General features: G+C 62.9%; 15 protein-coding genes and 1 pseudogene. 13 read left to right on the forward strand and 3 right to left on the reverse strand.

Annotated features, from left to right (window positions below; all coding sequences use genetic code 11):
• Positions 1-16: 16 nt before the first annotated feature.
• Positions 17-568, reverse strand: coding sequence for a DJ-1 family glyoxalase III (locus tag NVV93_RS16410; protein WP_258251708.1), 552 nt, complete (start codon positions 566-568; stop codon positions 17-19).
• Between the two features lie 405 nt (positions 569-973).
• Between NVV93_RS16410 and NVV93_RS16415 the strand changes: the two genes are divergently transcribed.
• Positions 974-2,269, forward strand: a complete 1,296-nt coding sequence (locus NVV93_RS16415) for an NCS2 family permease (protein ID WP_258251709.1) — start codon at positions 974-976, stop codon at positions 2,267-2,269.
• A gap of 247 nt (positions 2,270-2,516) precedes the next feature.
• Complete coding sequence (gene trmA / locus NVV93_RS16420; RefSeq protein ID WP_258251710.1) at positions 2,517-3,602, forward strand: tRNA (uridine(54)-C5)-methyltransferase TrmA; 1,086 nt, start codon at positions 2,517-2,519, stop codon at positions 3,600-3,602.
• A 94-nt stretch (positions 3,603-3,696) separates the two neighbouring features.
• Here the strand turns inward: trmA and NVV93_RS20205 are convergent, their stop codons facing one another.
• Positions 3,697-4,275: a methyl-accepting chemotaxis protein gene (locus tag NVV93_RS20205; protein WP_258254398.1), complete on the reverse strand. Its 579-nt coding sequence runs from the start codon at positions 4,273-4,275 to the stop codon at positions 3,697-3,699.
• Between the two features lie 9 nt (positions 4,276-4,284).
• Positions 4,285-5,013: pseudogene (locus NVV93_RS20210) on the reverse strand (PAS domain-containing protein); the annotation flags it as partial.
• Positions 5,014-5,443: 430 nt separating this feature from the next.
• Here NVV93_RS20210 and NVV93_RS16435 point away from each other — a divergent pair.
• From NVV93_RS16435 to NVV93_RS16485, 11 genes are all read left to right on the forward strand, one after another.
• The gene (locus NVV93_RS16435) at positions 5,444-5,884 is read left to right on the forward strand and encodes a DUF411 domain-containing protein (RefSeq protein WP_258251711.1); all 441 of its coding nucleotides are present in this window, start codon (positions 5,444-5,446) and stop codon (positions 5,882-5,884) included.
• A 100-nt stretch (positions 5,885-5,984) separates the two neighbouring features.
• Positions 5,985-6,866 carry a neutral zinc metallopeptidase gene (locus NVV93_RS16440; protein WP_258251712.1) on the forward strand — a complete coding sequence of 294 codons (882 nt, stop codon included), beginning with the start codon at positions 5,985-5,987 and terminating at the stop codon, positions 6,864-6,866.
• A complete protein-coding gene (locus NVV93_RS16445; RefSeq protein WP_258251713.1) occupies positions 6,867-7,355 on the forward strand; it encodes an LEA type 2 family protein in 489 nt (162 codons plus the stop codon). It abuts the gene before it with no gap.
• Between the two features lie 92 nt (positions 7,356-7,447).
• Complete coding sequence (gstA, locus tag NVV93_RS16450; RefSeq protein WP_258251714.1) at positions 7,448-8,056, forward strand: glutathione transferase GstA; 609 nt, start codon at positions 7,448-7,450, stop codon at positions 8,054-8,056.
• 79 nt (positions 8,057-8,135) lie between these two features.
• Positions 8,136-8,477, forward strand: a complete 342-nt coding sequence (locus tag NVV93_RS16455) for a zinc ribbon domain-containing protein YjdM (protein ID WP_258251715.1) — start codon at positions 8,136-8,138, stop codon at positions 8,475-8,477.
• A gap of 237 nt (positions 8,478-8,714) precedes the next feature.
• On the forward strand, positions 8,715-9,086 hold the full coding sequence (locus NVV93_RS16460) for a nuclear transport factor 2 family protein (RefSeq protein ID WP_258251716.1): 372 nt from the start codon (positions 8,715-8,717) through the stop codon (positions 9,084-9,086).
• Between the two features lie 187 nt (positions 9,087-9,273).
• Positions 9,274-10,086: an NYN domain-containing protein gene (locus tag NVV93_RS16465; protein ID WP_258251717.1), complete on the forward strand. Its 813-nt coding sequence runs from the start codon at positions 9,274-9,276 to the stop codon at positions 10,084-10,086.
• A gap of 405 nt (positions 10,087-10,491) precedes the next feature.
• On the forward strand, positions 10,492-11,706 hold the full coding sequence (gene fabV, locus NVV93_RS16470) for an enoyl-ACP reductase FabV (RefSeq protein ID WP_258251718.1): 1,215 nt from the start codon (positions 10,492-10,494) through the stop codon (positions 11,704-11,706).
• Positions 11,707-12,200: 494 nt separating this feature from the next.
• Positions 12,201-12,401 carry a heavy-metal-associated domain-containing protein gene (locus NVV93_RS16475; protein ID WP_258251719.1) on the forward strand — a complete coding sequence of 67 codons (201 nt, stop codon included), beginning with the start codon at positions 12,201-12,203 and terminating at the stop codon, positions 12,399-12,401.
• A 243-nt stretch (positions 12,402-12,644) separates the two neighbouring features.
• Positions 12,645-12,875: a hypothetical protein gene (locus tag NVV93_RS16480; RefSeq protein WP_258251720.1), complete on the forward strand. Its 231-nt coding sequence runs from the start codon at positions 12,645-12,647 to the stop codon at positions 12,873-12,875.
• Between the two features lie 62 nt (positions 12,876-12,937).
• Positions 12,938-13,213: a hypothetical protein gene (locus NVV93_RS16485; RefSeq protein WP_258251721.1), complete on the forward strand. Its 276-nt coding sequence runs from the start codon at positions 12,938-12,940 to the stop codon at positions 13,211-13,213.
• Positions 13,214-13,362: the final 149 nt, after the last annotated feature.

A 13,362-nucleotide genomic window follows, 5' to 3' on the forward strand; every position in this document is an offset into this window, starting at 1 on the left:
GCGGGTTTCACCCGCCCTACACCAACATGGCTTTTTCCACTTCTTTGCGCGTGTTCTTGCCGACCAGTTGTTCGGCCAGGGTCAGGGCGAACTCCAGGGCGCTGGCGGGACCTTGGGCGGTGATGCAGTTGCCGTCGATGACCACCGGCTGGTCGACGTAGGTGCAGCCGGACAGCTTGTCGCTGGCCGCCGGGTAGCAGGTCATCCGGCGCTGGCGCAGCACACCGAACGGTTGCAGGGCGAACGCCGGCGCGGCGCAGATTGCGGCGAACAATTTGCCGGCCTTGGCCTGTTGCTGCACCCGCTCGGCCAGCGGTGCGTGTTCGCCAAGGCGTTGTGCGCCGGGCATGCCGCCGGGCAGGACGATCAGGTCAAAGTCCTGGGCCAGCACATCGACCAGCATCGTGTCAGCAGTCAGGCGCGTACCGAGCGCGCAGGTGACCATGCGCCGCTCTTCGATGCTCGCCAACACCACTTCCACGCCGGCGCGCCGCAGGACGTCGAGCACGGTAATGGTCTCCAGGTCTTGCGAACCGTCAGCGACGGCGATCAGGGCACGGCTGGTCATAGAGGGGTCCTTGTCTGGGCTGGCGCACGAGGCGCGTAATCGATGGCTCACAGTCTGAGCCTTGCTGACCGATGCGCCAACAAATTCACCGTCTGCAGGCCAGCTGGTATGATGCGCGCCCTTTGCCGACGGGCATTGGCAGACCGTTGAAAAATTACCTACGTTGCCGATACGGCGTTAAAAACAGCCTCAAAATGCTCATTTACAACACGTAAACTGCGCTTTTTCGGCCGTTTGACTCGCTACGCTCGCCCTGCGGGCCAGCCTTTGGCTGTTACTCTGCTTCGCTGCGTTGCGCCTTGTCTCGGCTGCCTCGCCTACATTTTTCAACGACCTGCCAGCACAACGCCATGATGGCGCTGTGCTTAGCTTTTGCCTGCCACTCTCGAAGCCGCGGAGCTCGCCATGCTGGACAGATTGTTCCAACTCCAAGCCCATAACACTACGGTGCGAACCGAGATCCTTGCCGGGATCACGACGTTCCTGACCATGGCTTACATTCTTTTCGTCAACCCGGCGATTCTCGGCGAAACCGGCATGGACAAGGGCGCGGTGTTCGTCGCTACCTGCCTGGCCGCGGCCATCGGCTCGGCGATCATGGGCTTGATCGCCAACTACCCGATCGCCCTCGCCCCCGGCATGGGTCTCAACGCTTTCTTCACCTACACCGTGGTGCTGCACATGGGCCACACCTGGCAGGTGGCGCTCGGTGCGGTGTTTCTCTCGGCATGCATGTTCTTCCTGATCTCGATCTTCCGCATCCGCGAGTGGATCATCAACAGCATCCCGCTGGCGCTGCGCTCGGCCATCGCCGCCGGCATCGGCCTGTTCCTCGCCCTGATCGCGCTGAAGGAAGCCGGCATCGTGGTCACCAACCAAGCGACGCTGGTGGGCATGGGCGACCTGGCCAAACCGGCGCCGCTCCTCGCGATTCTCGGCTTCTTCGTGATCATCGCCCTGGAGGCCCGCCGGGTGACCGGTGCGGTGATGATCGGCATTTTGCTGACCACCTTCGCTGCCATCGGCCTGGGCATCACCCAGTTCGGTGGGGTGATGTCGATGCCGCCGTCGCTGGCGCCGACCTTCCTGCAGCTGGATATCAAGGGCGCGCTGGACATCGGTCTGTTCAGCGTGATCTTCGCCTTCCTGTTCGTCGACCTGTTCGACAACTCCGGCACCCTGATCGGCGTCGCCAAACGCGCCGGGCTGATGGGCAAGGACGGCCACATGCCGAAGATGGGCCGCGCGTTGATTGCCGACTCCACCGCGGCGATGGCCGGTTCGCTGCTCGGCACCTCGACCACCACCAGCTATATCGAATCGGCCGCCGGGGTTTCCGCTGGCGGACGCACCGGGCTGACCGCCGTAGTGGTCGCGTTCCTGTTCCTCCTGGCGCTGTTCTTCGCCCCGCTGGCCGGCAACGTGCCGGCCTTCGCCACCGCGCCGGCGCTGTTCTTCGTCGCCGTGCTGATGGCGTCGGGCCTGGCCGAAATCAACTGGGACGACATCACCGAAGCCGCGCCGGTGGTGGTCACCGCGCTGGCCATGCCGCTGACCTTCTCGATCGCCAACGGTATCGCCTTCGGCTTCATCACCTGGACCGCCTGCAAGCTGCTGTCCGGGCGCTACCGCGAGCTGAATTCGGCGTTGGTGATCCTCTCGGTGCTGTTTGTCATCAAACTGGGCTGGTTCAACGCTTAAGTGAAGGGGGCTGCTGCGCGTCGGCCATACTGCGTTGCCAGGTCAATCCGGAAAGCCGCTTGCGGCTAACGTCCGTAGGGCGGCCCCGAAGGGGCGAGCGAAGCGAGTCATGCTCATTTACAGTCGTAAACTCCGCTTCCGAATTGACCTGGCGCCTTGTCTGACCTAGCTCGCGAGCCCCGATAGTTTCGAGTTATTCCTAGATAAAAAGCGTCCCGGCCAAGCCGGACCTTTGAAGAGTTTCCCCATGAGCAGTCCGCGTTTCGATCCCTCTCAATACGACAGCCTACTGGCCGACAAGGCCGCCCGCCTGCGCGAGCTGCTGGCGCCGTTCGCCGCCCCCGAGCCGCAGGTTTTCGACTCGCCGCGCGAGCATTACCGCCTGCGCGCCGAGTTCCGCCTGTGGCGCGAAGGCGAGGCGCGGCACTACGCGATGTTCGAGCAGGGCGACAAGCGCACGCCGATCCTGCTCGACGACTTCCCCATCGCCAGCCAGCGCATCAATGAATTGATGCCGCGCCTGAAGGCGGCCTGGGCCGATCCGGCGCTGGGCTTCAAGCTGTTCCAGGTGGAATTTCTCACCACCCTGGCCGGCGATGCGCTGATCACCCTGTGCTATCACCGCCCGCTGGATGCCGCCTGGCAAGCCGCCGCCGAGAACGCCGCCGCCGAACTGGGGGTCAGCCTGGTCGGCCGTTCGCGCGGCAAGCGCATCGTCATCGGCCGCGATTACGTCAGCGAAGAACTCGCCGTCGCCGGTCGCACCTTCCGCTACCGCCAGCCGGAAGGTGCGTTCACCCAGCCCAACGGCGTGGTCTGCGCGAAGATGCTCAACTGGGCCTACGACGCCCTCGGCGAGCGCGACGACGACCTGCTCGAACTGTACTGCGGCAACGGCAACTTCACCCTGCCGCTGGCCACGCGAGTGCGCAAGGTGCTGGCCACCGAGATCAGCAAAACCTCGGTGAATGCCGCGCTGGCCAACCTGGCCGACAACCGCGTCGACAACGTGACGCTGGTGCGCCTGTCCGCCGAGGAACTGACCGAGGCGCTCAACGAAGTGCGCCCGTTCCGCCGCCTGGCGGGCATCGATCTGAAGAGTTATGAGTTCGGCAGCGTGTTCGTCGATCCGCCGCGCGCCGGCATGGACCCGGATACCTGTGAGCTGGCCCGGCGCTTCGAGCGCATCCTGTACATCTCCTGCAACCCGGAGACGCTGGCGGCGAACATCGCCCAGCTGCACGACACGCACAAGATCGAGCGCTGCGCGCTGTTCGACCAATTCCCCTACACCCATCACATGGAAGCCGGGGTGTTGCTGGTCCGGCGTTAACCGCGCCGGCACAGCCTCCGTAGCCCGGATGCAATCCGGGAGCCTGCAAACTCCCGGTTAAACCACGCAAGCCCGGCCACGCGCCGGGCTTGGCTCAATCCTCGAAGGCCACGGTGAACTGCTCGATGGCATCCACCACGCGCTGGGCTTCTTCGCGGATTTCCTGCATGACTTCACCGGCCTTGTTGACCAGATGCACGCCCTGCTCGGCTTTCAGTTTGCCGCCGTCCATACCGCTCACCGCCTGCTGGGCCAGCTCATGGTTGAGGCGCACCACTTCGTTGATTTCCACGGTCGCCTGACTGGTGCGCGCCGCGAGGTTGCGCACCTCGTCGGCCACCACCGCAAAACCACGACCCTGCTCACCGGCGCGCGCCGCTTCGATCGCGGCGTTCAAGGCCAACAAGTTGGTTTGCTCGGCAATCCCGCGGATCACCTGGACGATGCTGCTGATCCGTTCCGACTGTTCGCGCAACGCGCCGATCTGCCCGCCCACCTGGCTTAATTCGTCGGCAATGCCGCGCACTACTTGCACGGCTTCATCGACCGTACCGGCGCCCTTGATCGCGCTCTGATCGGTTTCCCGAGCGATATCAAAGGCCAGGGTTGCCGCCGCCGCTTCCGCCTCGCGGCGCTCGACCTGACTGGTAATGTCGCTGGCGAACTTGACCACCCCATAGAGCTTGCCAGCCGTGTCGAATAACGGGTTGTAGGTGGCCCGCAGCCACACATCCTTACCGGAGCGGGCGACGCGCCTGAAGCGGTCAGCGATGTATTCACCCTGATTCAAGCGCTGCCAGAAACGCTTGTACGTCTCGCTGCTCGCCTCGCGCGGATCGCAGAACAGGCTGTGGTGCTTGCCGACCACGTCTTCCAGGCGATAGCCCATGGTCTGCAGGAAGTTGTCGTTAGCTGTGATGACCTTGCCGGTCAGGTCGAATTCGATCACTGCCATCGAGCGGTTGATCGCGTTCAGCATACTTTCGTGCTGCTGATCGTCATGCACCTGCTTGGTGATCTCGGTGGCCAGTTTGAGCACTTTGACGACCTTGCCGTGCGTATCGCGCACCGGCATATAGCTGGCTTCCAACCAGACCGGACGCTGCCCTTTGGCCACCCGCATAAAGCGATCGCTAAAGCTTTCGCCGGCTTCCAGGCGCCTCCAGAACTGCACATAGGCGGGGCTGGCCGCCAATTCCCGCGTGCAGAACAGCCGATGGTGCTGGCCGCGCAACTCGCTGAGCTGGTAACCCATGGTGGCCTGGAACGGCCCGTTGGCATCGAGAATTTCCCCCTGCGGGGTGAATTCGATCAGCGCGACGGTTTTTTTGATCGTGGCCAACATTTGCTGGCAGGACGCGAGATCAAGCTGACACTGCAGCAGTTCACTACGCAGATGGGATCCGAACATGGTTAGCCTCAATGCGCTCGGGTAGCGCGAAGGTGGAAATTCAGAGGATTTGCTTCCGTACCTTCAGCGCATCGGCACCAAAATAGATTTCATGAATCGTTACCCATGAATTGTCCGACAATCTTCATCTGGCCGACGAATGGCTGCCTGTAAGCCCCATGGCACTAAGCGAGGACGATGTAAGCGCTGAACTTAGCGATGCCCTGATGCGGGCTTTCGACGAGCTGGATATAGCGGCCGCCGACCTGATCGATGGGCATGCAGTCATCCACATCGAGCAGCGGATGACCACCTCCAAACGCCTGCCGGGCCCGGCGCGACCCACCGTCCGGGACGCCCCACGCCGAAGGGGAACATCTGGAAACAGCGACGCGCTTGGGCTCCTGCAGCGCTGCGCCTAAGCTGAGCGATATTTTTCAGGAGTTCTGCCATGCGTCGCATTCTGCTGCTTTCCACCCTCCTCGCCGGTCTGGCCCAGGCCAGCGAACCGCTCAATATCGACGTGCATCGCGACGCCAACTGCGGCTGCTGCAAGGCCTGGATCAGCCACCTACAAGCCAATGGCTTCACGGTTCGCGACCATGTCGAAACCGACATGCACGCGGTCAAGACCCGCCTCGGCGTGCCGCACGGCCTGGGCTCCTGTCACACCGGAGTGATCGACGGCAAGTTCGTTGAAGGGCATGTGCCGGCCGCCGACATTCTCAAGCTGCGCCAACGCCCCGACCTGCTCGGCGCCGCCGTGCCAGGCATGCCGATGGGCTCGCCGGGGATGGAAATGGACGGCATGCAGGACAGCTATCAAGTCATCGGCGTTAGCCGCGAGGGCCAGCAACAGGTACTCGCCGACTACCCCGGTACCGCTAAATAGCAGCGACCTCGACTAGCCGACCGCCCGCAACTAGACAGCCGGACTGGCGCCAAACGCGCCCAGCTACAACACTCAAGTGCCGACTAGCGAGGACACCGATATGCTTTGGAAAAAAGCCCGACGCAGCGACAACGTGGTAGATGCCCGCGACAGCGGCGGCGGTAGCGGTGGCATGCGCATGGGCGGCAAAGGCCTGAGTCTCGGCGCGGTCGCCGTGGTGGTGGTGATTGGTTTGCTCAGCGGCCAGGACCCGATGCAGATCCTCGGCAACCTGGCCGGGCAGATGGGCCAGACCAGCAGCGTCAGCCCGCCACAAGGCAAAGCCCCGACGACGAACGACGAACAAGCGCAGTTCGTCAGCGCCGTGCTCGGCGATACCGAAGACACCTGGCGGGCGATTTTCCAGCAGGGCGGCAAGCAGTATCAGGACCCGAAACTGATCCTGTTTCGCGGCGGAGTGAATTCCGCCTGCGGCTTCGCTTCCTCGGCCACCGGCCCGTTCTATTGCCCCGGCGACCGCCAGGTGTATCTCGACCTGGATTTCTTCCACGAAATGTCCCAACGCTTTGCCGCCGCCGGGGATTTCGCCCAGGCCTATGTGATCGCCCACGAGGTCGGCCACCACGTGCAAACCCTGCTCGGCATCAGCAACCGGATCAACTCGGCGCGCCAGCAAGGCGAGCGCATGGAAGGCGACAACGGCTTGCTGGTGCGCCAGGAATTGCAGGCCGACTGCCTGGCCGGCGTGTGGGCGTTCCATGCCCAGCAACGCCTCAACTGGCTGGAACCCGGCGACGTCGAAGAAGCCCTGAACGCCGCCAACGCCATCGGCGACGACCGCCTGCAACAGCAGAGTCGCGGCCGCGTGGTGCCTGATTCGTTCACCCATGGATCCTCGGAGCAGCGCGTGCGCTGGTTCAAGACCGGCTTCGCCGATGGGCAGATCGGCAAGTGCGACACCTTCAAGTCGGCGCGCCTCTGAATGACCGGCGCGCCGCGCGTGTCCGGCTTCATCTGGCGTCTCGCGCTGCTACTGGCGGTGCTCAACCTCGCCGCGTGCAGCAGCTTGTCGCGTGATCCGCTGCGCATAGACCTGGCCGGCGTGGAGCCCTTGCCCGGCCAAGGTATGGAGATGCGCATGCTGGTCAAACTGCGGGTGCAGAACCCCAATGACGACGCGATCCGCTACAACGGCGTGGCGCTGGATCTGGAAATCAACGGCCAACCGCTGGCCAGCGGGGTCAGCGACGCCAGCGGCGAGGTGCCACGTTTTGGCGAGGCGGTGATCGGCGTGCCGGTGAGCATTTCCGCGTTCTCCGCGGTTCGCCAGGCCTGGGGCCTGAGCGGCGGACCGCTGCGCAACGGCCTACCCTATGTGATCAGCGGCAAGCTCAACGGCGGGCTGTTCGGTACCCGGCGCTTCAATGATGCCGGCACCTTGAACCTGCCCGCGCCACTGGCGGCTCCCTAACCACCGCCTCGGACGACGGTCGGCGGGCACCCGTGAATCCCCCGTCAGACCTGCCGTTGTGCAGGCCTGGCCCCAGCCACCCGGAGATCATCATGAAGCTCTATTACAGCCCTGGCGCCTGCTCGTTATCCCCGCACATCGTCCTCAACGAACTGGATCTGCCGTACAACCTGGAAAAGGTCGACCTCAAGGCGCACACCACCGCCAGCGGCGTCGACTTCACCACCATCAATCCGAAAGGCTACGTGCCCGCCCTGCAACTGGATGGCGGCGAAGTGCTCACCGAGGGGCCGGCCATCGTCCAGTATCTGGCCGACCAGAAGCCCGCCGCCGGCCTGTTGCCTGCCGCCGGCACGCTGCAGCGGGCACGCGCGCAGGAATGGCTGCACTTCATCGGCACCGAACTGCACAAGGGCTTTTCGCCGCTGTTCAATCCGACCACCCCGGAAGAAGTCAAAGCCAGCGCCAAGGCCGCTATCGGCAAGCGTCTGGGCTTTATCGACAAGGCCCTCGCCGGCCGCGACTACCTGATGGGCGAGCAATTCAGCGTGGCCGACGCCTACCTGTTCACCATCGTCAATTGGACCTTCCCGATGGGTATCGACCTCGCGCCCTACCCGACCGTGCAGACCTTCCACAAGCGGGTCGGCGCACGTCCCGCCGTGCAGCGGGCGATGCAGGCCGAAGGGCTGATCAAGTAGCCAGGCCGCCGGCAAGCGCAGGCCGCGGTAAAACCCTATAGAATCCGCGGCCTTTCATTTCTGCCTGATCGAGGTTTACGTGAGCACCCTGCCAGCCTGCCCAAAATGCCAATCCGAATACACCTATGAAGACGGCGGGCAGTTGATCTGCCCGGAATGCGCGCACGAATGGTCGGCCGATGGCGTGGAAGTGGCAGCCGAAGGCGATAAGGTGATCAAGGATTCGGTCGGCAATGTGCTGGCGGACGGCGATACCATCACCGTGATCAAGGACCTCAAGGTCAAAGGCTCGTCGCTGGTGGTCAAGGTCGGCACCAAGGTGAAGAACATCCGCCTGGTGGATGGCGACCACGACATCGATTGCAAGATCGACGGCATCGGCGCGATGAAGCTGAAATCCGAGTTCGTCCGCAAGGTCTGAGTAGCGCCTGAGGCGCTTATCCGCGATACCCAAGCCCGGCAGTTGTCCGGGCTTTTTTATGCCCGCATGGCGGCATTGGCCGGTTTCGCCCGCTGCACGCGTCTGTCGCCAAACACCTCGCTCACTCGGTAAGTCACTCCTTCCGCGACTATGGTTGAAGGTCAGTCGGCGCACGTGCGCCGAGATCCGCCGGGCCTGCCGTACGGCACAGTTGTCACCGCACGCACTGGAGGAGCCATGCCAACCACCACCCGCGAACTGACCGCCATCGGCGAAACCATTCAGCTCTACTTCGACGGCATGCACCACGGCGACACCGCACGCCTGCGCCAAGCCTTCCATCCGCAGGCCTTTCTGTTCGGCTACTTCAACGGCAAGTTCTGCCATGACTCGCTGGATGCCTGGATGAAAGAAGTGGCCGACACGCCCAAGCCCATCGACAACGACGAAGCGTATGACATGCGCATCGTCAGCACCGACGTCAGCGGCCAGGTGGCGATCGTCAAAGTGGCGGTGCTCTACCTCGGTCTGCGCTTCACCGATTACCTGACCCTCAGCCAACTCGACGGCCGCTGGCAGATCGTCAACAAAGCCTACGTGCACGACTGAAGCGCGGCCCTGCTCGTGTAGGAGCGAATTCATTCACGATCGTGGTGTGCGCCTATCGCGAATGAATTCGCTCCTACGGTGCCGATGGCCCTCCATGCGCTAGACCCGCGGTCGCTTGCCCGCCAAACCCTGGCGCTCTGCCACCCAGTCGCAGTAAGGTCGACCCAACCTCCAGCAAGGACGAACCATGGCCAACAAGCCGCAAACCTCCCGCCAGCAGAAGCACCTCGCGGTGCTGATCGACGCCGACAACGCCCCCGCCGCCATCGTCGAAGGGCTGTTCGAGGAAATCGCCAAATACGGCATCGCCAGCGTCAAACGCATCTACGGCGACTGGACCCAGCCCAACCTCGGCGGCTGGAAGAAGGTGCTGCTCGATCACTCGATCCAGCCGATGCAACAGTTCGCCTACACCAAGGGCAAGAACGCCACCGACAGCTCGCTGATCATCGATGCCATGGACCTGCTCTACACCCGGCGCTTCGACGGTTTCTGCCTGGTCTCCAGCGACAGTGACTTCACCCGCCTGGCCGTGCGCCTGCGCGAGGAAGGCCTGACCGTCTACGGCTTCGGCGAACAGAAGACGCCCAAGCCCTTCGTCTCCGCCTGCGACAAGTTCGTCTACACGGAAATCCTCCGCGCCGATGCCGTCGAACCGGCCGCCGAGCCCACCAGCGCACCAGTTGGCGGCAGCAGTCAGGATGCCAAGCCCAGCGAAAAACCCGCCGCCACCTCGGTTAAAGCGCAAAGGGTGCCGGTGGACTTCATCGCCAAGGTCCTCGACGACATCGCCGACGACGAGGACGACTGGGTGCAGCTCGGCGCGGTCGGCTCCAACATCGGCAAACTGCGTCCAGAGTTCGACCCACGCCTGTACGGCTTCAAGAAACTCAGCGAACTGATCAAGGCCCAGCCCAAACGCTTCGAATTGGAGGCCCGCAGCAGCAACACCACCGGTGGCAAAGACCTCTACGTGCGCAACCGCAAGCCGGGCAAATAATCACTGATCGTTCCCACGCTCCCGCGTGGGAACGCCGCCCGGACGCCCCAGATCCGTAGGGTGGAAAACCGCGAAGCGTTTTCCACGCGGTGGGCATCCACGCGGTCGCCATCCAAAAGCCGGTGGATGAAAAAAGCGTCATCCACCCTACGTGGCTGGCCGGCCCCGGGCAGGGAACCATCAGCCCGTAACGTGACAAGCCCTCAATACGTGTCGGATCGCCGCCAACCGGCGTCAACATCCACGATGCGGCGGCGAACGCCGGCCGCACTGGACCGTAAACCCGACGCCTTGCGCTAAACTCGGGTCCCCATTTCGCGACGACGCGTGTCGGCATCTGAATGGCTTGGCCTCCTCGAGAGGCGTTCAGATCCGCCAGGCGCACTCCCAGACGAGGTAGACAAGTTGATCATCCATCCCAAAGTCCGCGGCTTCATCTGCACCACCACGCACCCGCTGGGTTGCGAGCTCAACGTCCGCGACCAGATCGAAGCAACCCGCGCCCAAGGCGTACGCACTGACGGACCGAAAAAGGTCCTGGTGATCGGTGCCTCCAGCGGCTACGGCCTGGCCGCGCGGATCACCGCCGCGTTCGGCTTCGGTGCCGACACCCTCGGCGTGTTCTTCGAGAAGCCCAGCAGCGACACCAAGCCCGGCACCGCCGGCTGGTATAACGCCGCCGCGTTCGACAAGTTCGCCAAACAAGCCGGTCTGTACAGCCGTTCGATCAACGGCGACGCCTTCTCCGATGAAGCCCGCGCCCAAGCCATCGAGCTGATCAAGAACGAAATGGGCGGCAAGGTCGACCTGGTCGTCTACTCGCTGGCCTCGCCAGTGCGCAAACTGCCAAGCACCGGCGAACTCAAGCGCTCGGCGCTCAAGCCGATCGGCGAACCCTACACCTCCACCGCCATCGACACCAACAAAGACACCATCGTCCAAGCCTCGATCGAGCCGGCCACCGAGCAGGAAGTCGAAGACACCGTCACCGTAATGGGCGGCCAGGACTGGGAACTGTGGATCGACGCCCTTGAGCAAGCCGACGTGCTGGCCCCAGGCGCGCGCAGCGTGGCGTTCAGCTACATCGGCACCGCCATCACCTGGCCGATCTACTGGCACGGCGCTCTGGGCCAAGCCAAGGTCGACCTCGACAACACCGCCAAGCGTCTGGACGCGCGCCTGCAGAAACTCAACGGCGGCGGCGCCAACGTGGCGGTGCTGAAGTCGGTGGTCACCCAGGCCAGCGCGGCCATCCCGGTGATGCCGCTGTACCTGTCCATGGTCTTCCAGATCATGAAGGACAAAGGCCTGCACGAAGGCACCGGCGACCAGCTCAACCGCCTGTTCCGCGACCGCCTCTACCGCGCAGACGGCCAGGCGCCGGAGACCGACGAAGAACAACGCCTGCGCCTCGACGACTGGGAACTGCGCGACGACGTACAGGACGCCTGCAAGGCCCTGTGGCCGCAAGTGACCACCGAGAACCTGTTCCAACTCACCGACTACGCCGGCTACAAGCACGAGTTCCTCAAGCTGTTCGGCTTCGAGCGCGACGACGTCGACTACGACGCCGATGTCTCGCCGGCGGTGCAGTTCGACGTAATCGAGCTGCAAGGCTGATCACGCCCTAGCTGCTGCTTCACGAAAAAGGCCAGTCTCGCGACTGGCCTTTTTCTTTGCGCGCGCTCCCACGCAGGAACGTGGGAGCCATCAAGCCCCAGCAAGCAACCACGCTGCCGCCCCGTACCGTAGGGTGGAAAACCGCGAAGCGTTTTCCACCGAGAGCCGGTGGATGTAAAAAGCGACATCCACCCTACTCGCTGATCCCAGCCGCGCCTCTGATCCACGAAAAAGGCCAGTCTCGCGACTGGCCTTTTTCTTTTCTGCCCCCCAACCCAGCCGCTCCCGCCCAGTTGATCATTCCCACGCTCCGCGTGGGAATGCCGCCCCGGATGCCCCAGCGTCCAGGCTTCGGGACGCGGAGCGTCCCTGGCTGAGTTCCCACGCAGAAGCGTGGGAACCATCGAGAATCTGGCAATCACTTGACCTTCCCAGAGCGGGAGGGTTGATGCTGGTCGTACGGCCACTCCGCCGTTCAATCAGTGAGGTGATATATGTTTTCTCTGCAGGTTACCGGGATGGGCTGTGGCAGCTGTGTCAGCAAAATCACGAAGGCCATCCAGGCACTGGATCGGGACGCACAGGTAGAAGTGGATCGAGCGGCCGGCAAGGTGACGGTTGAGAGCACAGAAAGTGCTGAATCGATCCGCGAGGTCATCCAGGAGCTTGGCTACGCGGCTCAGGTCAGCGCCTGATCAAAACCCACTCCTCCCGCGCCTTACCCTCCGGCGAACGCACTTCGCCGAGCCGCGAGCGAACCAGCCGCGCCCGCCCCGTTGATGGTTCCCACGCAGGAGCGTGGGAACCATCAAACCATCGAAAGGGCCGGTGAATGAAAAAACGTCATCTACCCTACATGGCTAACCAGTGGCGTCTGATCGCCCCAAAACTTAGATGGTGCGGATTGGCCTGGGGCTCCTCAGGCCCGGAGGTTGAGCATGTGGGTCACCATTGCTTTCTTCGTAGGCCTGTTACTCGCGATCTCCCTGTATCTGATCTTCCTGCACCATCCCACGGTCAGGTTCGGTAAGTGGCTCTGGAGTATCCTCCCGAAGACGGCACAGGTCGTACTCGCCACTATCTGGTTGCTGATTGTTGGCCTGGCCATGCTGATCGGCATCCCGCTCTATTTCTATGGAATGATCTTCGGACCATGCACCAGATGCTAGCCACCCATGCCCAGCTCCACCCCTGGTAGCTCGTAGGATGGGCCACTTATCTTGGAGAGAAAATGAAATCCCTTGTTCTGGCCACGATATTTTTACTAGGAGCCCTGCAAGAGGTGAGCGCCGATAGCTTCGATGACTATGAATGCACGGACGATTGCTCAGGCCATCAGGCTGGTTACGACTGGGCGGAGGAAAACGACATCGACGACGAGTCGGCTTGCGATACCCCTTCCAACTCGTTCAATGAGGGGTGTCAGTCATATGTCGAAGGTGGCGATGGGGCGGTGACATCAGAGGACGATGAGGATGACTACGGTTATGACGATGACGACGAATAGCTCATCGCGTAGGCCTAACGCGGCGTTCGGTTGAGTTGCACATCACACAGTAGCTTTCTCCACGCAAGGACAAAAAAGTCAGCCGCCATATGACTCCTTATAATTCCCATATCAATGGCATGGGAATTATCTATTGGTCACCAGAATGC

Origin of the sequence: Pseudomonas sp. LS44, assembly GCF_024730785.1 — a bacterium.
Taxonomy (GTDB): Bacteria; Pseudomonadota; Gammaproteobacteria; order Pseudomonadales; family Pseudomonadaceae; genus Aquipseudomonas.

Coding starts and splice junctions, on each gene's coding strand:
- NVV93_RS16410 (WP_258251708.1), bottom strand. CDS start 568: ATGACCAGCCGTGCCCTGATCGCCGTCGCTGACGGTTCGCAAGACCTG.
- NVV93_RS16415 (WP_258251709.1), top strand. CDS start 974: ATGCTGGACAGATTGTTCCAACTCCAAGCCCATAACACTACGGTGCGA.
- trmA (WP_258251710.1), top strand. CDS start 2,517: ATGAGCAGTCCGCGTTTCGATCCCTCTCAATACGACAGCCTACTGGCC.
- NVV93_RS16435 (WP_258251711.1), top strand. CDS start 5,444: ATGCGTCGCATTCTGCTGCTTTCCACCCTCCTCGCCGGTCTGGCCCAG.
- NVV93_RS16440 (WP_258251712.1), top strand. CDS start 5,985: ATGCTTTGGAAAAAAGCCCGACGCAGCGACAACGTGGTAGATGCCCGC.
- NVV93_RS16445 (WP_258251713.1), top strand. CDS start 6,867: ATGACCGGCGCGCCGCGCGTGTCCGGCTTCATCTGGCGTCTCGCGCTG.
- gstA (WP_258251714.1), top strand. CDS start 7,448: ATGAAGCTCTATTACAGCCCTGGCGCCTGCTCGTTATCCCCGCACATC.
- NVV93_RS16460 (WP_258251716.1), top strand. CDS start 8,715: ATGCCAACCACCACCCGCGAACTGACCGCCATCGGCGAAACCATTCAG.
- NVV93_RS16465 (WP_258251717.1), top strand. CDS start 9,274: ATGGCCAACAAGCCGCAAACCTCCCGCCAGCAGAAGCACCTCGCGGTG.
- NVV93_RS16475 (WP_258251719.1), top strand. CDS start 12,201: ATGTTTTCTCTGCAGGTTACCGGGATGGGCTGTGGCAGCTGTGTCAGC.
- NVV93_RS16480 (WP_258251720.1), top strand. CDS start 12,645: ATGTGGGTCACCATTGCTTTCTTCGTAGGCCTGTTACTCGCGATCTCC.
- NVV93_RS16485 (WP_258251721.1), top strand. CDS start 12,938: ATGAAATCCCTTGTTCTGGCCACGATATTTTTACTAGGAGCCCTGCAA.